Here is a 23,954-nt window from a genome sequence, read left to right as displayed (position 1 = left end):
CCCTACAACCCTCCCGCCGCCTGCTCACGCAGGGCCCGGGCATGCTGCTCCAGCGAGAGCAGCTCACCGAAAGCGGCGAAATACTCGTCCTTGTTGTTCACCGGATTGATCCGTTGGATGCGGGACTTCAGCTCCCGGATGCGCGCGGTGACCGACCCCCACTGCAACTGGGCCATGGTGATCGAGACGTAGCGCAGGTCCGGCTCGCCGTCGATCCGCAACGGTTCCACCGCAAGCTCGCCGACCAGGGCCTGCGCGGCGAGATCGTCGCAGGCGTCGCGTACCGCTTCGATCCACACCGCGCCACCGGCCGCGGACGTGACCCCGCCGGCCGTGGCGACCGCCGCTCGTACGGCCACGTGCACCGGGTGTCGGTAGTCGCCCGCCTCGACCGCGTCGAACATCGGTCCGGCCAGCACGGGCTCCTGAAGCGCGAGCTTCAGCGCCTCCCGCTCGACCATCGACTGGGGACTGTCCACACTCGGCTCGGTCTGGACCGGCCTGGGGGCCGGACCGTCCCCCGGGCGTCCCGAGGCGGCGGTGAGCACCGCCCGCTGCACCGGTTCGATCTCCATACCGAGGTCACCGGCGAGCTTGCGGACGTACTCCGGGCGTTTCTCCCGGTCCTTGAGTTTCGCCACCAGAGGCGCGGCCCGCCGCATCGCCTCGACCCGGCCGTCGACGGTGTCCAGGTCGTACCGGCTGATCACGTGACGCAACGCGAAGTCGACGAGCGGCTCGCGGCGGGCGACCAGGTCGCGCACGGCCAGGTCCCCCTTTGCCAGACGCAGCTCACACGGGTCCATGTTGTCGGGGCTGACTGCGATGAAGGTACGTCCGACGAAACGCTGATCGTCGTCGAAGGCCCGCAGTGCGGCCTTCTGCCCGGCCGCGTCACCGTCAAAGGTGAAGATGATCTCACCGGCGACCGCGTCGGTGTCCAGAAGCAGCCGGCGCAGCACGCCGATGTGGTCGGCACCGAAGGCGGTGCCGCAGGTAGCCACCGCAGTCGGTACGTCGGCCAGGTGGCAGGCCATCACGTCGGTGTAGCCCTCGACCACCACCACCCGACCCTGCTTGGCGATCTCCCGCTTGGCCTGGTCGATGCCGTAGAGCACGTGGGACTTCTTGTAGATCGGCGTCTCGGGGGTGTTCAGGTACTTCGGGCCGTCGTCGTCGGCGAAGAGCTTCCGGGCGCCGAAGCCGATCACGTCGCCGGTCAGGTCGCGGATCGGCCAGAGCAGCCGACGGCGGAACCGGTCGATCAGGCTGCCCGAGCGGGCCGGACGGGACAGCCCGGCGGTGACCAGTTCGTCGTGGCTGAAGCCACGCTGACGCAGATGCTTGGTGAGCAGGTCCCACCCGTCCGGGGCGAAGCCGCATCCGTACCGCTCGGCGGCGGCCCGGTCGAAGCCGCGTTCGGCCAGGAACTCTCGGGCGGGGCGTGCGCCGGCCGTGCCCAGCTGCGCGGTGTAGAACTCGACGGCGGCAGCGTGCGCGGCCACGAGTCGCTGCTTCTGCCCCTGCTGCGGACGGTTCGACCGGGGTGCGGACCGGTCGTCCTCCACGTAACGCAGTTGCAGGCCGGCGCGGGCCGCGAGCCGCTCCACCGACTCGACGAAACTGAGGTGCTCGGCATCCATCAGAAACTTGATTGCGTCGCCGCCGGCACCGCAACCGAAGCAGTACCAGACATTGCGGGCGGGCGAGACGTTGAACGACGGACTCTTCTCGTCGTGGAAGGGGCAGAGCCCCTTGAGGTTGCCACCGCCGGCAGACTTGAGCGTCACCGTGTCGGAGATGATCTCGGCGATGGACGTACGCTCACGGACCAGCGCGATGTCCTCGTCCCGGATCCGTCCCGCCATGCCGTCACCACCCCCTCGCCCTACATCCTGCCCTGCCCGCCCGGGGCGTGAGGAAGGGCCCCTCGTTGACACCTGCGCTGGGAAGGGACCCTTCCCGACGCTGGCGGGGCGGGGACGAACGCCGGCGCCGCGCCGTTGCGGCGAGGGCCGAACGGCGCGGCGCGGGTCGAGCGGTCAGCGCGGGCGGCGTAGGTAGCGACGCACCGGCGGCGGGTCCTCCTCCTCGTACGATCGGGCTGTGCGCACCGCTTCGGCCAGGCCGTGCGGGCGGCTCCGCGCCGAAGCGGCCAGTAGCGGATCGCGGGCCATGTCCTTGACCAGGGCGACAGCCAGACCGAGCATCACCACCACGAACGGCAACGCCACCATGATGGTGGCCTGTTGCAGCGCGCCCAGTCCACCGACGAGCAGCAGGACGGCGGCGACCGCGCCGATGAGGATCCCCCAGCTGACCACGACCACCCGGTGGGGACGCAGCGCGCCCCGGGAGGTCAGCGAGCCGAGCACCAGCGAGGCGGAGTCGGCGCTGGTGACGAAGTACAGCGCGATGAGCACCATGGCCAGCACGCTCGTCAACGCCGCCAGCGGCAGCGCGTCGAGCAGACCGAACAGTGCCTGTTCACTGCTGGTGGAGGCGTCCGCCACCAGGTCGCGTACGCCGGTGGCCTGGACGCGCAGTGCGCTGCCACCCATGATCGCGAACCAGACCGCGGTGGCACCGCTCGGCACGAGGAGCACCCCGATCAGGAACTGGCGCACGTCACGGCCCCGGGAGATGCGGGCGATGAAGGTGCCGACGAACGGCGCCCAGGAGATCCACCACGCCCAGTAGAAGATCGTCCAGCCGCCCAGCCAGGCCGGGTCGGAGAATGCGCCGGTCCGGGTGGACATGAACACGAGGTTGCTGAGGTAGTCGCCGATGGAGGCGGGCAGCACCTCGAGGGTGTAGATGGTCGGCCCGACCACGAAGACGAAGAGCATGAGGGCGACGGCCAGTACCACGTTGGTGGTGGACAGCCACTTGATGCCCCGGTGCAGGCCGGTGAAGGCGGAGATGACAAAGGCAAGCGTCAGCGACCCGATCACCACCAGTTCCACGGTGGTGCTGTCCGGTATCCCGGCGACCAGGTCCAGGCCGGCGGCGACCTGGAGGGCGCCGAGTCCGAGGCTGGTGGCGGAGCCGAAGACGGTGGCGAAGACGGCAAGCAGATCGATGACCTGACCGACAGGGCCGTCCGCGCGGTCTCCGATGAGCGGCCGGAACGCCGCCGAGATCCGATTCTGCCGGCCCCGCCGGAATGTCGAGTACGCAAGCGCCAGCGCCACCACCGCGTAGATCGCCCACGGGTGCAGGGTCCAGTGGAAGAGGGTGAACTGCATGGCCGCCGACGCCGCCGACCCGGTCTGCGGTTCGACGCCGCTCGCCGGTGGTGGGGTGGCGTAGTGCTGGATGGGTTCGGCCACGGCGAAGAAGACCAGGCCGATGCCCATGCCGGCGCTGAACATCATGGCGATCCAGGCCAGTGTGCTGAACTCCGGTTCGTCGTCGTCCTTACCGAGCCGGATACGGCCGAACCGGGACACCGCCAGCACCACCGCCAGCACCAGGAAGGCGTTGGCTGCCACCACGAAGAACCAGCCGAAGGTGTCGATCACCCAGGCCAGGCCTGTCTCACCGACGCTCGCCAGCGAGTCACTGGCCAGCGCCCCCCAGAGCACCACGGCGAGCACCCCGCCGACGCCCAGCGCGAGCACCACCGGGTCGGTCGTCCCGCCCTTACCGACGCCTTGATCTGCGGCTTTCTCGTCTACCTGTTCACTCATGGTCACCCCTGACCATCCTCCCGTCCTGCTGCCGTCGTACTCCAGAAATCCGGCGAATCGCACCCTGGGGGTCGACTTTCGGCTGTTCCCGGGCGCGTTGGGGTGCCACCTTGCCGGTTATCGGTGCGACGGTCAACCGAGTGACACGGGAACGCGCCCCTGTTCGTCGGCCTCGACCTGGCGGTTCCAGTCGGGTTTCGTGGCTCGCCAGCCCTCGTCGTCCAGGCCCTTGCGCCAGTAGCCGGAGATGGACAGCCACTCAGGGGCGACCGACCGTTCGACACGCAGCAAGCGGCGCAGCTGGCGGACGAATCCAGCTTCACCGTGCACGAAGGCGTGCACGGTGCCGGGTGGGAACTCGAGTCCACGAACCGCGCAGACGAGCGCCTCACCTACCGGGCGTACGCCCCGGTGCAGCCAGGTCAGCCGCATTGCGCCGGGGCTGGGTAGCGGCTGCTCGTCGGCTGGGCCGTCGACCTCGACGAAGACGTACGCGGGCGCACCGGCGGGAAGTCGGGCCACCGAGGCGGCGATTGCCGGCAGTGCGCTCTCGTCCCCGACCATGAGGTGCCAGTCGGCTGCCGGGCTCGGCGCGTACGCCCCACCCGGGCCGACGAACAGCACCTCGTCGCCGGGGCGCAGCGCCGCCGCCCACGGGCCGCCCAACCCTTCGTCGCCGTGCTGCACGACGTCGACGGTCATCTCGGCTGTCTCCGCGTCCCAGGCACGCACCGTGTACGCACGCAGCCGGGGCCACTGCTCGCGTGGCAGGTCACGGCGGATGGCGGCGAGATCGATCGGGCGTGGGTGATCGACTCCGGCGACCGGGAGGACGAACTTGATGTAGTGGTCGGTGTACTCGCCGACCGGCAGTTCGGCCAGTTCCGCCCCGCCGAGCACCAGCCGGACCACGTGCGGGGTGGGCCGGAAGGTGCGCAGCACCCGGGCCGAGGTGACCTTCTTCGACTGCTCCGTCATTTGGTTAGGCTAACCTAAGTGACAGTCCTCGTTTCGTTGGCCCGCCGTCAGCTTCCCTCCAGCCGGTCGTGCCAGGCCAAAGCGGCAGGGTCCGTCAATGACGCCACCTGGTCGATCACCACCCGTAGCCGGGCTCGGTCGTCAGACGCCTCACTCCACAGCGGAGCGAAGACCGGGTCGAGCACCTCCGGTGCCCGTACGACCAGCATCTGCACCAGTGCGGCAATGATCTCCCGCTGCCACCGGTAGCGCCCCTGCGCCCCGGGTCGGCGCATCACGTAGCGCAGCGCGATGCCCTTGAGCAGCGCGCAACGGGCCCGCAACGGCCCGGGTACGACCAGGTCGGCGGCGTACCTCCGGTGCGGCCCCGGGCCGAACTGCTCGGTAGTGGCGGCGACGGCGGCCGTCACCAACCGCCCGGTGAGCGCACTCGTGGTGGCCTTGAGTGCGGCCTGCGCCCGATGACTGCCGTCGTAGCCGGCCAGCGGGGCGATCTCGGGGTCGGCGAGCAGGTCAGCCAGCACCTCGTCGAGGTAGGCGGGCGACTCGGTGGAGTAGGCGGCCGCGACGTCGGCGCAGAGCGCCGCCCGCTCGTCCGGGTCGACCAGCAGCGGCCGAAGCGTCAGGTACCGGCCGTGAATGCCGTCCTCGACGTCGTGCACCGAGTAGGCCACGTCGTCGGCCCAGTCCATCACCTGCGCTTCCAGGCACCGCCGCTCACCGCCCGGGGAGCCTTGCCGCAGCCAGGTGAAGGTCGGCAGGTCGTCGGCGTACACCCCGAACTTGCGGCGACCGGGCTGCCGGGTCCACGGGTACTTACCGACCGCGTCGAGTGAGGCACGGGTCAGGTTCAGCCCGGCGGGCATCCTGTCCGGGCCGTACACCTTGGCCTCCAACCGGGTCAGTACACGCAACGTCTGTGCGTTCCCCTCGAACCCACCGCAGTCGGCGGCCAGTTCGTCGAGCGCACCCTCGCCGTTGTGACCGAACGGCGGATGCCCGAGGTCGTGGGCCAACCCCGCAGTGTCCACCACGTCCGGATCGCAACCCAACCGGGCACCCATCTCCCGGGCGATCTGAGCCACCTCAAGCGAGTGGGTCAGCCGGGTACGCAGGAAATCGTCGGTGCCGGCCGTGTGCACCTGGGTCTTCGCGGCCAGCCGGCGGAACGCCGCCGAGTGCAGCACCCGGGCCCGGTCCCGTTCGTACGGGGACCGACCGTGCTCAGGGTCCTTGACCGGCTCCGAGACCCGACGCGCCGCGTCCGACCCACCGGGGACAGCAGTCAATTCCCACGCTGCCGCAGCACGCAGAACTCGTTGCCCTCCGGGTCGGCCAGCACCGTCCAGTCGTCGCCGTCCTGTCCGATGTCGACGTGCCGGGCGCCCATGTCGACAAGCCGCTCCACCTCGGCCTCCCGGTCGGTCGGCCGCAGGTCGAGGTGCAGCCGGTTCTTGCCCGCCTTGGCTGCGGTCCCGGGCACGAAGACGATGCCGGGCAACCGGTCGGCGGTCTGCCGGATCTCCACCTCGTCCGGCCCCTCGTTGACCACCTGGTAGCCGAGCGCCTCGGCCCACCACCGGGCGAGTCGGCCCGGGTCACGGGCGTCGACGGTCAGGCTCTCCCACACGGCGGTCATGCGGGCACCGCCACCGCGACAACGACAGCCACTGACGACTCGGTGCGGGATCTCATCCGGCCACCCCTTCGCGGAAAGACGGTCCACGGGCGAAGTCAGGTTACGCCCGACTGCCCGGTTCGGCGCGTCGACGACGTACCCGCGACGGGTCCACATCCTCCAAACAGACGAGAGTTGTCGCCCGATCGCCGACGGTGACAGGATCGCACTCATCGACGTCCACAGGTAGCGTCGCCATAGCGCAACGTCACCTGTTACGGCGAGACACGATCGGTGGGAGAGACACGCTCGTGAACGCGGAAACAATGATGGGCAGTGAGCTGCGCGGGCTGCGCCGACGCCGTCCCGAGATCGCCGGGACGGTCCTCGCCGGCACGGACGGCCTGCTCATTTCCAGCGACCTGCCCACGACCGAAGCCACCCACCTGGCGGCGCTGGCCGCGGCCAGTTTCGGCATCGGGCACCGGATGGCCGCCACCCTGCGTCAGGGTGAGTTCCACGAGTCCGTGGTGCACACCGCTGCCGGTTGCGTGGTGACCTATCCGGCCGGTCAGGACGCGCTGCTGACCCTGGTCACCGAGCCGGAGTCGGATCTGGCGGCACTGCGTGAGGAGGCCCGTGGCATGGTCCGCCGCACCGGTGCGGCTCTCGCCGCCTGCCGCCGCCCGACGCTGCTGCCTCATCAGCCGGACCCACACGCTCCCCTTGCGGTACGTACGCCGATGGCCACACTGCCGAACCAACGCCCACACCGCGCGCAGTCCGCCACTTGGCGCCGCCCCCCGATCTGACCCGTCGCCTCCCGCCCGCAGGCGACCACATCGGGGATGGCGCTGCCTCGCCGGCGGCTCGACAACGCATCATCCCCGATGTCGCGGTACGCACGAACTGTGCGGTCAGCGGCTGTCCGAGCCGGTGGTGACGATCGCGGCCCGGCCGGCTTCCAGTCGGGCCACCGGCACCCGGAACGGCGAGCAGGACACGTAGTCCAACCCGACGGAGTGGAAGAAGTGCACCGAGTCGGGGTCGCCGCCGTGCTCACCGCAGACCCCGATCTTCAGCCCGGGGCGGGCCGCCCGCCCCTCCTCGGCGGCGATCCGGATCAGCCGACCGATGCCGTCAGCGTCGATCGACTCGAACGGTGAGATGCCAAAGATGCCCAGCTCCAGGTAACGCCAGAAGAAGGCCCCCTCCACATCGTCGCGGGAGAAGCCCCACCCCATCTGGGTCAGGTCGTTGGTGCCGAAGGAGAAGAATTCGGCAGCCTCGGCGATCTGTCCGGCGGTCAACGCCGCCCGGGGCACCTCGATCATCGTGCCGATCAGCACGTCGACGTCGCTGCCACCCACCACCTCCGCGATGATCCGCTCGGCCTCGGCGCGTACCGTCTCCAGCTCCTGGACCGCTCCGACCAGCGGGACCATGATCTCCGGGCAGGACCGGGCCCCCTGCCGCGCGCACTCCACGGCCGCCTCGGTGATCGCCCGGACCTGCATCGCGAACAGGCCGGGGATGACCAGCCCCAGACGTACGCCGCGCAGCCCGAGCATCGGGTTCTCCTCGTGCATCCGGCGTACCGCGGCGAGCAGCGCCTCCTCCTTGGCGACGTCCTCACCGCGTTCCTGTGCGACGGCAACGTCGACCGCGAGCTGCTCCAGCGGCGGCAGGAACTCGTGTAGCGGCGGGTCGATCAACCGGACGGTGACCGGCAACCCGTTCATCTCCCGGAAGATCTCCACGAAGTCGGCCCGCTGCAACGGCAACAGCGCGGCGAGTGCCTTCTCCCGATCCGCCGGGTCGCGGGCCAGAATCAGCCGTTCCACCAGCTCTCGACGGTCACCGAGGAACATGTGCTCGGTGCGGCACAACCCGATGCCCTCCGCGCCGAAGCGCCGGGCCCGCGCCGCGTCCGTACCGGTGTCGGCGTTGGTGCGCACCGCCAGCCGGCGGTTCGCGTCGGCGTGCGACATGATCCGATGCACGGCTCCGACCAGGGCGTCTTCCGTGCTCACCGGGTCAAGTTCGCCCTCGAAATACCGCACCACCTCCGACGGACTGACCGGCACCTCGCCCAGGTACACCTTGCCGGTGGTGCCGTCGATGGAGACCACGTCGCCCTCGGTGACCGTGTGTCCGGCCACGGCGAAGCGCCGCTTCGGTATGTCGATGTCCAGTTCGTCGGCACCGGAGACGCAGGTCTTGCCCATCCCTCGGGCCACCACCGCGGCGTGGCTGGTCTTTCCGCCCCGGGAGGTGAGGATGCCCCTCGCGGCGATCATCCCGTTCAGATCGTCCGGGTTGGTCTCCCGGCGGACCAGGATGACCGCCTCGCCTTCGGCTGCCAGTTCAACCGCGCGGGCCGAGGTGAACACCACCTTGCCGACCGCCGCACCTGGCGAGGCACCGATGCCGGTGGCGACCGGCTCGAACTCGTGGTCCAGTTGGAAGCGTGGGAACATCAACTGGGCCAGTTGCGCGCCGTTGACCCGGTGCAGCGCCTCGTCCAGGTCGATCAGACCCTCGTCGACCAACTGACCGGCGATGACGAACGCGGCGGCGGCAGTGCGCTTGCCGACCCGGGTCTGGAGCATCCACAGCTTGCCGCGCTCGATGGTGAACTCGATGTCGCACAGGTCCCGGTAGTGCCGCTCCAGCCGGGCCATGTAGTCCAGCAGTTCGTCGTAGGAGTCCTTGTCGATCCGTTCCAGTTCCTGCAACGGCACGGTGTTGCGGATTCCGGCGACGACGTCCTCCCCCTGGGCGTTGGCCAGGTAGTCGCCGTAGATTCCCTGGGCACCGCTGGCCGGGTCGCGGGTGAAGGCGACACCGGTGCCGGAGTCGGAGCCGAGGTTGCCGAAGACCATCGCGACGACGTTGACGGCGGTGCCGAGGTCGGCGGGGATGCGCTCCTGCCGGCGGTAGACCACCGCCCGATCGGCGTTCCACGAGTCGAACACAGCACGTACGGCCAGATCGAGCTGTTCGCGCGGCTCCTGCGGGAACTCCCGCCCGGTGTGTTTGGTGAAGATCTTCTTGTACGCGTCCACGAGCCCGCGCAGGTCGTCCGCGTCCAGGTCCAGGTCGAGGTCGGTGCCGTTGGCGCGCTTGGCCGCGTCGAGCGCGTGCTCGAACTCGTCGCCCGGCACGTCGCAGACGGTCTTGCCGAACATCTGGATGAGCCGCCGGTAGGAGTCCCACGCGAACCGTTCCGCGCCGCTGGAGGCGGTCCGGTCGGTCGAGGCCCCGGCCTGCCGGGCCAGCCCCTCGACGCTGCGGTCGTTGAGACCGACGTTGAGTACGGTCTCCATCATTCCGGGCATCGAGTACTTTGCGCCGGAGCGCACGGAGACCAGCAGCGGGTCGTCGGGGTCACCGAGACGCCGACCCATTTCGCGTTCCAACGCGGTCAGGTGGGCGGTGATCTGGGCGGCCAGCTCGGCCGGCTCCGCGCCGGTGTCGAGGTACGCCTTGCACGCCTCGGTGGTGATGGTGAAGCCGGGCGGCACCGGCAGGCCGAGATTCGTCATCTCGGCCAGGTTCGCTCCCTTGCCGCCGAGGAGGTCCTTCAGGTCCTTGTTACCCTCGGCGAAGTCGTAGACGTACTTGTGCTCTACCGTCTCTTGCGCTGCCACCAGAGCCTCCCACGCGCCGGATTGACACTTGACGAAGGTTCAGTTTTCTGGCCCCGAATCCATCGGCTGGTCATCCGAAGAGTCGTGCCGATCGGTGGGCGAAGGTTAAGCGACCAGCGCACCCGCCGGGACCATTCGGTGACAATCGGCACAGCAATAGCGACTCCCGACGTTCGTGACGGCTTTTGGGAGCGATTCCATGCGCACTTTCACGCAATCGTCGAACCCCCTCGTACGCTGGACGGCACGCTCTGTCACCACCTCGCGCCCCGTTGCCGCCACCGCCGCAAACACACCCCCTCGGGAGTCCCCGTGTCCACCCCACCCGGCACCACACCGGAACCAGGTGACCTCGCTGCCACGCCGGCACAGCCAACCCGCAGAACGACAGCGGACCGGACCGCCACCAGCGGGCCCGGGATGGTCGGGCGTGCGCCGGCCACCTGGGCGGAAACCGCCGTGCCGGCCGGCGACGCCGTCCCGGCCGCCGAGCGGAGCGCCGCAGAGCTGGCCAGGACGGCCGAGCGCACGGCCGCGTCACTGCTCGCACCGCCGACCCGGCTCGGCGATGTGGTCCCCGCGCCGGAACAGGTCGAACCGGACGGGACCGCCGACTACCTGCTGGCCGCCGACGCGGTGATCCGGGTCAGCGCCGATCCGGCTGCCGTGGCCGTCGCCGGGCAGCTCGCGGCGCTGCTGCGCCCGCCCACCGGCTACCCGCTACCGGTCACCGACACCGCCGCACCGGTACCGGCGGGCGGCATCGCCCTCGTCCTCACCGACGAGACCGCCCTGGGCGCCGAGGGCTACCGGCTCGACATCAGACCCGACGGCGTACGCGTCGCCGCCGGCACCGCCGCCGGCCTCCTCCACGGGGTGCAGACCCTGCGACAGCTACTGCCGCCCACCGTCGAGAGCGCCACCCCGACCACTGAACGTTGGGTGCTGCCCGGCGGGTCGATCCTCGACCGGCCCCGCTATCCGCACCGGGGCGTGATGCTCGACGTGGCCCGGCACTTCTTCGGCGTCACCGATGTGCTGCGGGTGATCGACCACCTGGGCCGGTACAAACTCAACCGGCTGCACCTGCACCTCACCGACGACCAGGGCTGGCGGATCGCCATCGACTCCTGGCCCCGGCTGGCCGCCGTGGGTGGGGCCGGTGCGGTCGGCGACGCCCCCGGCGGCTACTACACCCAGGCCGACTACCAGCGCATCATGGCGTACGCCGCCGACCGGTACGTCACCGTGATCCCCGAGGTCGACCTGCCCGGTCACACCCACGCGGCGTTGACCGCGTACGGCGAGCTGGCACCCGACGGGATCGCACCGCGGCCGTACACGGGCACCGAGGTCGGCTTCAGCTACGTCGACCCGTCGAACGAGCGCAGTTACGACTTCGTCGCCGACGTGCTCGGCGAGCTCGCCGCGCTCACCCCCGGGCGGTGGCTGCACATCGGTGGCGACGAGGCGTTCAAGGTACCCGCCGAGGTGTACGCCGGCTTCGTCGACCGGGTGCAGCGCATCGTCGCCGGGCTCGGCCGGGACGTGATCGGCTGGCACCAGATCGCTCCCGCAGCCCACGTCGACGGGCGGATCCTGCAGTGGTGGGGCACCACCGGGGCGGATCCGGTCACCGCCGAGGCGGTCCGGCGGGGAGCCCGGCTGATCCTCTCCCCCGGCAATCACGCCTACCTCGACATGAAGTACACGTCGGACACCCCGATCGGGCACGACTGGGCTGGCCTGATCGACGTACGCCGGGCCTACGAGTGGGATCCGGCCAGCCATCTGGTCGGCGTACCGGCCGAGGCGGTGCTCGGGGTCGAGGCGCCGCTCTGGACCGAGTCGGTGACCACCCTCGCCGAGATCGAATTCATGCTGTTCCCCCGGCTGCCCGCTATCGCCGAGCGGGGCTGGTCACCCCGGAAGCGGCACGACTGGGACACGTTCCGCGAGCGGCTGGCAGGGCACGGCCCACGCTGGGCGAGGGCGGGGATCGCGTACCACCGCTGCCCTGGTCTGCCCTGGCCGCAGACGGTCCCGGCGCCGCGCGGATCGACGTCGGGTTGACGACCGGACAAGGCATTCGGGCGAATCATGGCGTACGCCCGGTGAGTTCGGGTCTGCGTCGCCCGTGCCGGGCTGTCGACCCGGGCCGGCAGGGCGCTGGTGGGATCGGCCACGGTGCGCCGATCGTCCGAGTCGACGATGACGGCGGTCACCCGGCCGGCGGAATCGTGGGGCCGTTCCGGTGGTTGTAGACGGCGTGACCGCGAGCGCCTCCGCGCCGCCCCCGGGCCGGTCGGAATGACCCCCCTCCGCCGGGCGTTACCTCCCCGGGACGGTGCAGGAGCACAGCCGCCCAGCGCCACCCGGAATGGCTGCGGCCCCGTCGGCTCCATCCGCATCCCCTTTCCGCGGGCCCAGCCGTGTGCACCCCCGACCGAAAGGTGCGAACAACCATGGCTACCACCATCCTGCGTAAGACCGCCCTGACCATCGCCGCAGCCGCCGCCACCGCCGGTGGCATCGCCGGCCCCGCCGTCGCCGCCCAGGCCACCCCGGGTGCGCAGGCGAGCGTCGTGCAGGCCGACCGCGAGCCCAGTGGCGAGCGCGAACTCGGCGTCCACTACGAGGCCCAGCCGAACTTCTACTACTGCGGCCCCGCGGCCGCCCGTAACGCTCTGAGCGTGCAGGGCAAGGACATCGACGTCGACACCATTGCCAGGGAGATGCGCACCACCGAGGCCGGCACCGACTCGATCAACGACATCACTCCGGTGCTGAACCGGGAGACCGGTGAGGATGTCTACACCTCCGTCGAGATCTCCGGCGCCATGGCCGACGACAAGCAGACCGACAAGCTGCGCGACGACATCGTCCGTACCGTCGACGACGGTCGCGCCGTGGTCGCCAACATCGCCGGCACGGCCACCGACACCGACGGCACCGTGCACAGCTTCGAGGGTGGCCACTACATCAGCGTCGTGGGCTACCGTGACGGCGGCGACACGGTCACCATCGCCGACTCCGCCGACCCGGCCCAGGCCTCCTACCGGATGAGCATCGACGCGCTCGCTGACTGGATCGCCACCCGCGGTTACAGCGCTACCTCCTGACGACTGTGCAGGGCCGGCCCCGCCCGGGGCTGGCCCTGCGTCGTAGCCGCTCCTGCGCCATGGCCGGCCGTTGCCGTTGCGGCCGGCCCACCCAGTCGTCGCTGACTGGTCAATCCCACCGTAATGGGACGTAGACGCAGGTCAGACGTCTGCCCGGTTTCAGTTTCGTTACCGGCAGAGGCTCTCGAAGTGTTGACACCTGAAGGCGACCCGACGTAGCGTCGCCGTCAGTTGTACATGGTTGTCCATAGACAAGAGGCAGGCATGAAGATTGCGGTGGTAGGCAGCTACGGTGCCGGGCTCACGATGCGGATCCCCCGGGCCCCGGTCGCGGGCGAAACCCTCTCCGGCGGCCGGTACGCCTCCGGGCACGGCGGAAAGGGATCAAACCAGGCCGTGGCCGCGGCACGGCTCGGCGCCGAGGTCAGCCTCCTGACCGCGGTCGGTCGGGACCAGTTCGGCGACACGGCCCGTGGCCTGTGGGCCGACGAGCGGGTGGACGCCAGCGCGGTCCGTACCGCCGACGCCGCCACCATGGTCGGCTTCATCCTCGTCGACGACGAGGGCGAGAACCGCATCGTCATCGCCCCCGGCGCCCTCGACGAACTGACCCCGGCCGACGTCGACCGGTTCGCCGACCGCATCGCCGAAGCCGACCTGGTCGTCGTCAGCCTGGAGATTCCACTGCCAGTCGCCCTCGCCGCGCTGCGCACCGCCCACCAGCACGGTGTCCGTACGCTGCTCAACCCCGCTCCGGCCGTCGCCCTGCCCGACGAGGCGTGGGACTGGATCGACGTACTCACCCCCAACGCCAGCGAGGCACGGGTCCTCACCGGCCTCGGTCCGGCCGACCCGGCCGACGCCGAACAGGTGGTGCAGCGACTGCGGACCCGCTACACCGGCACCGTCGTACTGACCCTCGGCGCCGACGGCGTCCTCGTGGACGGCGGCGGACAGCAGACCCGCGTAGCGCCGGTGGCCGCACCACGCGTCGTCGACACCACAGGTGCCGGCGACGCCTTCACCGGGGCGCTCGCCGTCGCCCTGACCCGAGGCGACGACCTCATCGAAGCGGTCCGGTACGCCGCCGCAGCCGGCGCCCACGCCGTCGGAGTCGCCGAGGTCATACCCGCACTGCCCGGCCCGGACGACGTCGCCGCCCTGCTGAGGAGATGAGACAGATGGCCCAGATGACCGCGCAGGCGGCGCCGCCGCCGGTGGCCCCCGCCCCGCGCACCCCCTCCCCGTTGCAACGTTTCCTGCACGCTCGCGAGGCCAGCACCTTCCTCGCCCTGGTGGTGCTGTTCGCCCTGGGCACGCTGCTCGCCCCCGGCTTCCTCGGAACCAACAACTTCCTCACCGTCGGACAGCAGATCGCCCAGATCGGCATCATGGCGATCGGGGTCACCTTCGTCATCATCAACGCGGAGATCGACCTTTCCGTCGGCTCGATCTACGGCCTCGGAGCCGTGGTAACCGGCCTGCTGATGACCTCCGACATCGCCTGGCCCCTCGCTGCCCTGGGTGGAGTCGCCGCCGGAGCGCTCGCCGGCCTGATCAACGGCATGATGACGGTGGGCTTCGGAATCCCGTCGTTCATCGTCACCCTCGGCACGCTGAGCGTCTACCGGGGCGTCACGCTGCTACTGAGTGGCGGTGCACCGATCTCACTGTCCGGCAACGACCCCAACGTGGCCGAATTCAACCTGCTCGGCCAGGGCAAACTCTTCGGCCTCCTGCCGATGCAATTGGTCATCTTCGCGCTGGTCGCGGTGCTCGGCGCGATCGTGCTGTCGCGCTCGCGCTACGGCTTCAACACCTACGCCGTCGGCGGCAGCGCCGAAGCGGCCCGGCTCTGCGGCATCGACACCGGCCGGGTCAAGATCGCTGCTTTCACGCTCTCCGGCACCCTCGCCGGCCTCGCGGGCGTACTGGGTCTGTCCTTCCTGTCGTACGTGCAGGGCGTCACCGGCACCGGGATGGAACTGGTGGCCATCTCAGCGGTGATCATCGGCGGCGCGGCCCTGTTCGGCGGGTCCGGCACCATGCTCGGAACCGTCATCGGCGTCGCGTTCATCGGCATCCTCCAGAACATCCTCAACCTGCGCGGCATCTCCTCCTTCTGGCAGACCGTCGCGACCGGCGCGGTGATCATCCTCGCCGTGGCGGCCGACACCTGGCTGCGTAAACGCTCCGGGCGGCGCTGACCCGGCGTCCGTCCGGTAACCCGGACACGCACCGCACCCTCCAACCCCACCTCAAAGGAGTCACCCCGATGAGAATCACCCTCGCCCGCCGGGCCGCGGTCGCCGCGACCCTGGGCCTGACCCTGCTGGCCGGCTCGGCCTGCGGCGCGGTCACCTCCGCCAACGACGACGCCGACGCCAGCGGCGAATTCCAACTCGCCGACTACATCTCCGAAGCCGTCGAGAACGGCGACCCACTCAAGATCCGGCTCAGCTACCACGACCCGTCGCTCGCCTTCGCCGTCCCGATCCGGGAAGGCATGGAACGCGCAGCCGCAGAACTTGGCGTCGAAGCGCAGATGATCGGCCCCACCGGCGGTAGCGCCGCCGACCAGGTAGCCGAGTTGCAGACCCTGATCAACCAGCAGCAGATCCACGGCCTCGCGGTCTCCTCAGCCAGCAACGACGCGCTGAAGCCGGTCATCGCCCAGGCGTACGACGCCGGAATTCCGATCATCTCGTTCAACACGAACAACCCGGAATCCAAGCAGATGGGCTTCGTCGGGCAGGACCTGGTCGCCTCCGGCGAGTCGCTGGCCAAGGAACTGCTCGGCGTGCTCGGCGGTGAGACCGGCAAGGTCGTGGTGGTCTCCGTCGACTCCGGTGCCGGCTGGTCCAACGACCGCTTCAGCGGTTTCCAGACCGGGCTCAAGGACTCCGGCCTGGAAATCGTCGGCCCGGTCAACACCGGCAACGAGCCGAGCGCCGCGTACAACACGATCGAGTCGACCATGGCGGCGCAGGGCGACGCGATCGCCCTGGTCTCGCTCGACTGTTGCAGTTTCACCGCCGGGGCCAAGTGGCTCGAGCAGTCCGGCAACGACGGCAAGATCCGCTCTGTCGGCTTCGACGTGCAGCCGCAGACCGTCGAGTACCTCGAAGCCGGCGTGGTCGACCTGACCATCAGCCAGGGCCCGGCCGAGCAGGGCTACCAGGCCGTCAAGCTGCTGGTGGACTACCTGAAGAACGGCACCGAGATCGCCGACGTGGACACCGGCGCGCTCGTGGTCACCCCGGAGAACGTGGCCTCGGTGCCGGTGGAGGGCTGACCCATGACCAGCCCGGCCACGATCACCGCCCCGCCGACCCCCGCCGTCGAAGTGACCGGCCTGTCGCGGCACTTCGGCCCCGTCCGCGCCCTGCAGGATGTCTCCCTGAGCGTGCCGGCCGGCAGCCTCACCGCCGTCATGGGTGAGAACGGCGCCGGCAAGTCGACGCTGATGAAGATCCTGGCCGGGCTGGACAGCCCCACCGACGGCACCGTACGCGTCGACGGCGACGACGTCCGCCGATTCGATCCGGCCACCCTGCTCAGCCGGCACCGCGTGGCGCTGGTACCGCAGGAACTCGCCCTCGCGCAGGACCGGACAGTCGCCGAGAACATCATGCTCGGCGTCGAGCCCGGCTCCCGGTCCTTCCCGAACCGCCGCCGGATGGACGAACAGGCCGCCGCCCTGCTGACGCGCCTCGGCGTACGGGTGGATCCTCGTCGCAGCGTCAACCAGCTCGACGCCGCCACCCAACAGCTGGTGGTCGTCGCCCGGTCGCTCGCCCGCCAGGCCCGGCTGGTCATCCTCGACGAGCCGACCTCGATCCTGTCCCCCGCCGAATCCGAGCGGCTGTTCGAGGTGATCGCCGCACTGCGGGCAGACGGCGTGACGATGCTCTACGTCTCGCACCGGATGCCCGAGGTGTTCGCGCTGTCCCAACACATCCACGTGCTGCGCGACGGGCGGCACGTGGCCCACTGGCCCACCGCCGACGTCACCCCGGACCAGGTGGTGGCAGCGATGGTGGGCCGGGAACTGGCCGGCGAGTTCAGCCGGCACGAACCACCGGCACCCACCGCCTCCGGCACCCCACGGCTACGGCTGCGTGGAGTCTGCGGCACCGGCTACACCGGGATCGACCTCGACCTCGCACCCGGCGAGGTGGTCGGCGTGGCCGGGCTGCCCGACAGCGGCCGGGTGGAGCTGCTGCGGGGGATCTTCGGCGCCGACCCGGTCGACGGTGGCGAGCTGACGCTGGACGGGGAACCATTCGTCGCCAGGTCACCCCGCGACGCCATCGACGCCCAGGTGGCGTACCTGCCCGGCGAGCGACGTCAACAGGGGATCCTGCCGACGATGAGCGTCGCCGACAACATCAACGCCCTGACGCTGCACCGCCGTCAACGCTTCGGTCTGCTGCGACGCCGGGCCCTGCGCGGCGACGCCCAGTCGCGCTCCGGGGACCTGCGGGTCAAGACGTCGACCGTGACGCAGGGCATCACCCAACTGTCCGGCGGTAACCAGCAGAAGGCCCTGCTGGCCCGCTGGTTGTCGATCGAGCCTCGGCTGATGCTGCTCGACGAACCGACCCGAGGCGTCGACGTCGGTGCCAAGGCGGAAATCTACCGGCTCTTCCGGACGCTTGCCGGCGACGGTGTGACCATCCTCGTCTCCTCCTCGGACCTGCCCGAGCTGCTGACCGTCAGCGACCGGATCGCGGTCATGGCCGCCGGGCGGGTGGTCGGCGTCATCCCCGCCGCCGAGGCGACCGAGGAGAAGGTCATGGCCCTGGCCACCGGCGCGAACACCATCAAGGAGAAAGCATGAAACGTACGGGCGTGCTCAACGCCGAACTGTCCGGGGTGCTGGCCACTCTCGGTCACACCGACCTGCTGCTGGTGGTGGACGCCGGATTTCCGATCCCACGCGACGCCCACCGCATCGACCTGGCCCTCGCTGAGGACCTACCGTCGCTGACCACCGTGCTCGACCTGATCGCCAACGAGATCATCGTGGAAGGGCTGGTCGTCGCCGAGGATGTCACCACCCACAACACACCGCTCGCCAACTGGTTGGGGCAACGCTTTCCAGACGCGCCGCTGACCACCCGCCCGCACTCCGACATGCTCGGTGAGCTGGCCGGCCAGGCGAAGGCAATCGTCCGTACCGGCGCCTTCAACCCGTGGGGCAACGTCGGGCTGGTCTGTGGCGTGGACGTACCGCGCTGGTTCGACGAGCCCGGAGTCATCGTCCCCGACTACTACCGGGACCGGATGTAGCGGCGCGTCCCGCGCCACGACACACCGCATTGGAGATGAACGTGAGCACTGCCATCCTGGCCGACACCGTCACGCGAGCCGCGTTGGCCCCCTACATCCAGCACACCCTGATCGAGGTCGGGACGACCCACGACCGGATCGTGGCCCACGCGGAGGAGGCCGCCCGATACGGCTTCAACGCCGCCATGGTGCCCGGCTCCTGGGTACCGGAGGTCGCCCAGGTGCTGCGCGGCACCGACATCGAGGTCGCGTCGGCGCTCGACTTCCCGTCCGTCGGCGTAACCACCAGCGCCGGCAAGGCCGCCGAGGCGGAAAGCCTGGTACGGGCCGGCGCCACCCAGATCGACATCGGGGTGCAGATCGGCTGGCTGAAAAGCGGCCGGTACGACGCGTTCCGCGACGACATCGCTGGCGTGGTCCGCGCCGCCGGAGTACCGATCAAGGTGATGCTCGAACTACCGTTGCTGACCCCGGCCGAACGCGACATCGCCGTGGACCTGGCCGTGGAGGCCGGAGCTGCCGTGCTCAAGAACGCCAGCAGCGGCGCTGTCGAGGTGGCCAACCCGGAGAGCATCGCCTACCTGGTGGCGCGGGCACCGCAGGGCGTGACGGTCAAGGCGTCCGGCTCCATCAAGTCGTTCGATCAGGCGGTCGGCCTGTTGCGGGCGGGTGCCGTGCTGCTCGGCACCAGCGCCGGGGTGGCTATCGTCACCGACGCGACCGACGATCAGACGACGAGCTACTGAGCCGCCGTCGCCCCTCGGCCCGAGCGACCGCACCACGGTCGGCGTCGAGGGGCGACGGCCCCAGCGTGGAAGGTGACATGTCCGACCAGTTGCATGCGGCCGGAGCGTCCGAGCAGCTCGACCGGGACGCGCCGGTACCCCTGCACGCCCAGGTGTCGGAACAGATCCGGGCACGGATCCTGTCCGCCGAATGGCCACCGCACTACCGGCTACGCAGCGAACCGGAGCTGGCCACCGATCTCGGCATCTCCCGGGGCACCCTGCGCCGAGCACTGTCCACGCTGATCCGCGACGGCCTGCTCGTGCAGGTACGCGGACGTGGCACCTTCGTCACCTCCACCGCGATCGAACCCTCCATCGCCCAGAAGCTGACCACCCTGTCCGAAGACTTCGCCCGGCAGGGCGTCACCGTCACCACCCAGGTCATCTCCCACGAGGTCAGTCCCGCCCCGTCGCCGGTGGCCGCCCTGCTCGACCTACGGCCCGGCCAGTCGGTCCTCCGGCTGGAACGGCTCCGCTGCATCACCGCCGGCCCCGTCGCCTGGCTGGTCAACTACGTACGCATGGACCTGGCTCCCGGCCTCGCACAGGCCGACCTGACCGACCGCTCCCTGTTCGGGCTGCTGGAGAACGAATACGGGCTGAAGATCAGCACCGGTCGGCGGACGTTCACAGCGACCGCCGCCAGCGGTCGAACCGCCGAGGCACTCGACGTGCCGGAGAACTTCCCGCTGCTCTACCTGGAACAGATCACCTACCTCGACGACGGCCGGCCCGTCGAATACTCCGACGTGTGGATCCACAGCGAGCGGATGCGGGTGACCTCCCTGCTGTCCCGACGCTGAGCCAACCACCCACGCAGCACACCACCGGACGGCGCAGCCGCCAGCCGGCGGGCTCAGCCGCCGGAGGCGTCCAGTTCGGCGCCCTCGGGCACGGCGTCGTCGTCGCGGCTGGCCAACCAGCCGTCCGGCAGGAAGACCTTCCCCGGCGAGTTGGTCCGGCCACGCGGCTGACCGAGCGTCTCCACCGGAAAGGGCACCGTCGGTTCCACCTTGCCGAGCAGGTCGTCCAGCTGCGCCAGACTGTCGATCATCGCCAGGGCACGGCGCAGTTCACTGCCCACCGGGAAACCCTTGAGATACCAGGCGACGTGCTTACGGAAGTCGGTACAGCCGTCCCGCTCACCTCGGGCCGGGTTGCGGGCACCGGCGGTGAACTGCTCGACAAGCAACTCGGCGTGCCGGCGCATGGTCGTCGCCACCTCGCCGAGGGTCGGCAACCGGCGCTGCGCCGAGCCGTCGAACGCCGCCTCCAGGTCGGCGAAGAGCCAGGGCCGCCCGAGGCAGCCGCGCCCGATCACCACCCCGTCGACGCCGGTGTGCGCCACCATCCGTAGCGCGTCGTCGGCCTCCCAGATGTCACCGTTGCCGAGCACCGGCACGTCGAGGGCCTGCTTCAGGGTGGCGATGGCGTCCCAGTCCGCCGTACCCGAATACCGCTGGGCGGCCGTACGGCCGTGCAGGGCGACCGCCGCGACACCGGCGTCCTGGGCGGCCGACCCCGCCTCGACGTAGGTCAGATGGTCGTCGTCGATGCCCTTGCGCATCTTGACGGTCACCGGCACCCCGGCCGGTGCCGCAGCGTCCACGGCGGCCTTCACCAGGCGGGCGAAGAGCCGTCGTCGCCAGGGCAGCGCCGCACCTCCACCGCGACGGGTCACCTTCGGCACCGGGCAGCCGAAGTTCAGGTCGATGTGATCGGCGAGGTCCCGCTCGACCACGATCCGGACGGCGGCGGCCGTGGTTTCCGGGTCGGTGCCGTACAGCTGGAGGCTGCGGGGGCGCTCGTCCGCCCCGAACGCGATCATCCGCAACGTCTTCGGGTTCCGCTCGACGAGCGCGACAGTCGTGATCATCTCGCAGACGTAGATGCCGCCGCCCTGCTCCCGGCAGAGCTGCCGGAAGCCGACATTCGTGATGCCGGCCATCGGGGCGAGCACCACCGGCGGCCACACCCTGTGCGGCCCGACGATCAGCGGACGACGTTCACCAGTCACCGTCCGAGTGTAAGGAAGGGCACCCTCCCGTCCGCACGCGTCAGGAGGGTGCCCTTCCTTACTCGTCAGCAGCCGGGGAGGTGGTCGATCAGGTAGCGCTCGACCTGGTCCAGGGCGATCCGTTCCTGGGTCATGGTGTCCCGGTTCCGTACGGTGACCGCGTTGTCGTCGAGGGTGTCGAAGTCGACGGTGACGCAGAACGGGGTGCCGATCTCGTCCTGCCGGCGGTAACGGCGACCGATGGCCTGTGAGTCGTCGAACTCGACCACCCAGCGCCTACGCAGCTGCGCGGCGAGACCCTTCGCCTTCGGTGAGAGCGCCTCGTTACGGGACAGCGGCAGCACCGCCACCTTGACCGGGGACAGTCGCGGGTCGAAGCGCATGACGGTGCGCTTGTCGACGCCGCCCTTGGTGTTCGGGGCCTCGTCCTCGTCGTACGCCTCCAGCAGGAAGGCCAGCACCGCGCGGGTGAGCCCGGCAGCCGGCTCGATCACGTACGGGATCCACCGCTCGCCCTTGGACTGGTCGAAGTACGACAGGTCGACGCCGGAATGCTTGCTGTGCGTGGACAGGTCGAAATCGGTGCGGTTGGCGATGCCCTCCAACTCGGCGAACTCGGTGCCGCCGAACCGGAACCGGTACTCGATGTCGACGGTGCGCTTCGAGTAGTGCGAGAGCTTCTCCTTGGGGTGCTCGTGGAAGCGCAGGTTGCTCTCTGACAGACCGAGGTCGAGGTACCAGTCCCAGCGCTGCTGAAGCCAGTATTCGTGCCACTGCTCGTCGGTCCCCGGCTCGACGAAGAACTCCATCTCCATCTGCTCGAACTCACGCGTCCGGAAGATGAAGTTGCCTGGGGTGATCTCGTTTCGGAACGACTTACCGGTCTGCGCGATGCCGAACGGCGGCTTCTTCCGGGCGACGGTCTCCACGTTCTTGTAGTTGACGAAGATGCCCTGGGCGGTCTCCGGCCGCAGGTAGTGCAGCCCTTCGTCACTCTCCACCGGGCCGAGGTACGTCTTCATCAGGCCGTTGAACATCCGCGGCTCGGTGAAGGTGCCCTTGTTGCCACAGTTGGGGCAGTTCAGTTCGACCAGCGAGGTCGGTGGCCGGCCGTGCTTGGCCTCGTACGCCTCCTCGAGATGGTCGGCGCGGAACCGCTTGTGGCAGGACTGGCACTCGGTCAGCGGGTCGACGAATGCCTCCAGGTGCCCTGAGGCGGCCCACACGTCCCGGGAGAGGATCACCGCGGAATCCAGGCCCACCACGTCGTCGCGCTGCTGGACCATCGTCTTCCACCACTGCCGGCGCACGTTCTCCTTGAGTTCCACACCGAGCGGACCGTAGTCCCATGCCGACCGGGTGCCCCCGTAGATCTCGCTTGAGGGGAAGACGAAGCCCCGACGTTTGGCGAGGCTGACGACGGCGTCGATTCGGTCAGCTGGCATGTTTTCCTCCTACGCCGACTGGCGGTCGGCGGAGACGTGGTGGTTGGTGGGACGGTTCGGAACCACGGTACGACCGGTGCGGGCCCGAACCCAGCACATTACCTGCGGGCGGTCAGTTGACTCCGCAGACCTCCATCCCACCGGTCTGCGCATCCTGCGCGAGCACCACCTGCTGGCGTTCCTGTCCACCGCCGCGGTAGGTCACCTCCACCGGCACGGTGAGTGTGGTGGTGTCGACCTCGCCGACCCGGTAGGAGGAGATCTGCGGCTCGGCGGCGGAGCGTCGTTCGAACTCCTGCCGGGACTCACGCCGCCGGGCGTCCTCGCAGAGCTGGTCGTACGCCCGACCGTAGTCACCGTCGGAGAGGGCCCGGTAGTAGTCGCCGGAGACCGTTCGCCCCTGCTCCTCGATCGCCTGCACCCCGCTGATCAGCAGGCCGACCACCGCCGTTCCGCCGCCACCGCAGCAGAGCAGCAGGGCCAGCGCTCCCGCGCCGAGACCGAGCCAGAGCCGGGTCCGACCTCCCTCGGTCGGTGGTGCCGCGAACGGCGGTGCCACCCCGGGCCCGGGCGGCGGCTCCGACAGGCCGGTTCCGCCCACCGCCTGTGGTCCCTGCTGGCCGGGCGGCGAGGGATCTGGTGGTGGGGCTGCCGGTCCGGGAGCGGTCATGTGAGCCAGCGTAGTGCCCGGCGACTCAGCGGTAGGGACCCGCAGCCCGGTCGCTGACGCCCGTGACCACGTCCCCGCCCGGCACGGCGGTCGCCAACGGCTCGTACGCGGACGGTTCGTCGAGGCTCTCGGCGAGCAACGGCACCGCCGTGATCTTCACGTCGAATCCGCCCAGGGCACGGCGGTAGGCACCCACCGACTCCCACTCGGTGACCAGGCACCAGTGACGAGGGTCGTCCAGTGCCCGGACCAGCTGTCCACGCTGGTAGCCGGGTCGGGCGGCGAGCGCCGCGAGGGCCGCGTGGGCTCGGGCGGTGAACGTCTCCGCGACGTCTTCGTCGACCACGAACCGGTTGGTCACCAGCACCGGCTTCTCCTCCTCGTAGAGTCTGTGGGATGCAGCGTACGCAGCGTGGGATCGCCGCCCGACTGGCCCGGACCAACCCGACGACGGTGTTCCTGGTCACCCTCCTGCTCGCGCTGGTCGCGTTCTTTGCCCCGGGCGTGGTCGGCGGCCTGCTGACGTTGCTGCTGGCCGGCGCGTTGGCGACCCTGCTGGTGACCACCTGGTCGGTACAAACGCCTCAGACCCGGGCAATTCGTCTCATCGTACTGACCCTGCTGGTCACCGCCGGCCTGGTGAAGCTGCTCTGACATGCGATCCATGCGTTGTTGA

21 protein-coding genes are annotated in these 23,954 nt (G+C 69.9%); 11 read left to right on the top strand and 10 right to left on the bottom strand.

The features are described from left to right. Positions 1–2 precede the first annotated feature (2 nt). The 5 genes from dnaG to HCA58_RS11475 all read right to left on the bottom strand — a co-directional run bounded on the left by dnaG (position 3) and on the right by HCA58_RS11475 (position 6,309). Positions 3–1,868, bottom strand: a complete 1,866-nt coding sequence (gene dnaG / locus HCA58_RS11495) for a DNA primase (RefSeq protein ID WP_169597774.1) — start codon at positions 1,866–1,868, stop codon at positions 3–5. Between the two features lie 174 nt (positions 1,869–2,042). Then, positions 2,043–3,692, bottom strand: coding sequence for a BCCT family transporter (locus HCA58_RS11490; RefSeq protein ID WP_169597773.1), 1,650 nt, complete (start codon positions 3,690–3,692; stop codon positions 2,043–2,045). A gap of 132 nt (positions 3,693–3,824) precedes the next feature. Beyond that, positions 3,825–4,670, bottom strand: coding sequence for a siderophore-interacting protein (locus HCA58_RS11485; RefSeq protein WP_169597772.1), 846 nt, complete (start codon positions 4,668–4,670; stop codon positions 3,825–3,827). Positions 4,671–4,717: 47 nt separating this feature from the next. Further along, a complete protein-coding gene (locus HCA58_RS11480; protein WP_169597771.1) occupies positions 4,718–5,959 on the bottom strand; it encodes a deoxyguanosinetriphosphate triphosphohydrolase in 1,242 nt (413 codons plus the stop codon). After that, positions 5,956–6,309: a VOC family protein gene (locus tag HCA58_RS11475; RefSeq protein WP_169597770.1), complete on the bottom strand. Its 354-nt coding sequence runs from the start codon at positions 6,307–6,309 to the stop codon at positions 5,956–5,958. Before HCA58_RS11475 ends, HCA58_RS11480 begins: the two co-directional genes overlap by 4 nt. A 290-nt stretch (positions 6,310–6,599) precedes the next feature. Here HCA58_RS11475 and HCA58_RS11470 point away from each other — a divergent pair, with 290 nt between their 5' ends. Beyond that, complete coding sequence (locus tag HCA58_RS11470; RefSeq protein WP_169597769.1) at positions 6,600–7,100, top strand: roadblock/LC7 domain-containing protein; 501 nt, start codon at positions 6,600–6,602, stop codon at positions 7,098–7,100. Between the two features lie 105 nt (positions 7,101–7,205). Here HCA58_RS11470 and ppdK read toward each other — a convergent pair whose 3' ends face one another. Further along, positions 7,206–9,941 carry a pyruvate, phosphate dikinase gene (gene ppdK / locus HCA58_RS11465; RefSeq protein ID WP_169597768.1) on the bottom strand — a complete coding sequence of 912 codons (2,736 nt, stop codon included), beginning with the start codon at positions 9,939–9,941 and terminating at the stop codon, positions 7,206–7,208. A gap of 420 nt (positions 9,942–10,361) precedes the next feature. Here ppdK and HCA58_RS11460 point away from each other — a divergent pair, with 420 nt between their 5' ends. The 9 genes from HCA58_RS11460 (at position 10,362) to HCA58_RS11420 (ending at position 19,949) form a co-directional block, all read left to right on the top strand. Then, a complete protein-coding gene (locus HCA58_RS11460) occupies positions 10,362–12,014 on the top strand; it encodes a beta-N-acetylhexosaminidase (RefSeq protein ID WP_169597904.1) in 1,653 nt (550 codons plus the stop codon). Between the two features lie 392 nt (positions 12,015–12,406). Next, positions 12,407–13,063 carry a C39 family peptidase gene (locus HCA58_RS11455; protein ID WP_169597767.1) on the top strand — a complete coding sequence of 219 codons (657 nt, stop codon included), beginning with the start codon at positions 12,407–12,409 and terminating at the stop codon, positions 13,061–13,063. A 264-nt stretch (positions 13,064–13,327) separates the two neighbouring features. Further along, on the top strand, positions 13,328–14,239 hold the full coding sequence (locus HCA58_RS11450; protein ID WP_169597766.1) for a ribokinase: 912 nt from the start codon (positions 13,328–13,330) through the stop codon (positions 14,237–14,239). Positions 14,240–14,244: 5 nt separating this feature from the next. Further along, on the top strand, positions 14,245–15,270 hold the full coding sequence (locus HCA58_RS11445; RefSeq protein ID WP_205808357.1) for an ABC transporter permease: 1,026 nt from the start codon (positions 14,245–14,247) through the stop codon (positions 15,268–15,270). 68 nt (positions 15,271–15,338) lie between these two features. Then, the gene (locus HCA58_RS11440; protein WP_169597765.1) at positions 15,339–16,358 is read left to right on the top strand and encodes a substrate-binding domain-containing protein; all 1,020 of its coding nucleotides are present in this window, start codon (positions 15,339–15,341) and stop codon (positions 16,356–16,358) included. Positions 16,359–16,361: 3 nt separating this feature from the next. Beyond that, entirely contained in the window at positions 16,362–17,906 is a 1,545-nt protein-coding gene (locus tag HCA58_RS11435) for a sugar ABC transporter ATP-binding protein (protein ID WP_205808355.1), read from the top strand. After that, positions 17,903–18,358, top strand: a complete 456-nt coding sequence (gene rbsD / locus HCA58_RS11430; RefSeq protein WP_169597764.1) for a D-ribose pyranase — start codon at positions 17,903–17,905, stop codon at positions 18,356–18,358. The genes HCA58_RS11435 and rbsD overlap by 4 nt, the downstream gene beginning before the upstream one ends. A 41-nt stretch (positions 18,359–18,399) precedes the next feature. Beyond that, entirely contained in the window at positions 18,400–19,104 is a 705-nt protein-coding gene (gene deoC, locus HCA58_RS11425) for a deoxyribose-phosphate aldolase (RefSeq protein WP_346775962.1), read from the top strand. Between the two features lie 77 nt (positions 19,105–19,181). Beyond that, positions 19,182–19,949, top strand: coding sequence for a GntR family transcriptional regulator (locus tag HCA58_RS11420; RefSeq protein ID WP_169597762.1), 768 nt, complete (start codon positions 19,182–19,184; stop codon positions 19,947–19,949). 53 nt (positions 19,950–20,002) lie between these two features. Here the strand turns inward: HCA58_RS11420 and dusB are convergent, their stop codons facing one another. The 4 genes from dusB to HCA58_RS11400 all read right to left on the bottom strand — a co-directional run bounded on the left by dusB (position 20,003) and on the right by HCA58_RS11400 (position 23,645). Next, positions 20,003–21,163, bottom strand: coding sequence for a tRNA dihydrouridine synthase DusB (gene dusB / locus HCA58_RS11415; RefSeq protein ID WP_346775961.1), 1,161 nt, complete (start codon positions 21,161–21,163; stop codon positions 20,003–20,005). 65 nt (positions 21,164–21,228) lie between these two features. Then, a complete protein-coding gene (locus HCA58_RS11410; RefSeq protein ID WP_169597761.1) occupies positions 21,229–22,608 on the bottom strand; it encodes a glycine--tRNA ligase in 1,380 nt (459 codons plus the stop codon). A gap of 112 nt (positions 22,609–22,720) precedes the next feature. Continuing rightward, the gene (locus tag HCA58_RS11405) at positions 22,721–23,194 is read right to left on the bottom strand and encodes a hypothetical protein (RefSeq protein WP_169597900.1); all 474 of its coding nucleotides are present in this window, start codon (positions 23,192–23,194) and stop codon (positions 22,721–22,723) included. Between the two features lie 109 nt (positions 23,195–23,303). Beyond that, positions 23,304–23,645 carry an antibiotic biosynthesis monooxygenase family protein gene (locus tag HCA58_RS11400; RefSeq protein ID WP_169597760.1) on the bottom strand — a complete coding sequence of 114 codons (342 nt, stop codon included), beginning with the start codon at positions 23,643–23,645 and terminating at the stop codon, positions 23,304–23,306. A gap of 29 nt (positions 23,646–23,674) precedes the next feature. On the opposite strand from HCA58_RS11400, the gene HCA58_RS11395 reads away from it, so the two are divergent. Then, positions 23,675–23,932, top strand: a complete 258-nt coding sequence (locus HCA58_RS11395) for a hypothetical protein (protein WP_169597759.1) — start codon at positions 23,675–23,677, stop codon at positions 23,930–23,932. The last annotated feature ends 22 nt before the right edge of the window (positions 23,933–23,954 follow it).

Source organism: Micromonospora sp. HNM0581, from assembly GCF_012726175.1.
In the GTDB taxonomy this organism is placed as follows: Bacteria; Actinomycetota; Actinomycetes; order Mycobacteriales; family Micromonosporaceae; genus Micromonospora.
Note: the sequence above shows the minus strand (reverse complement) of the source record. Positions and strands in the feature narration are given on the sequence as shown.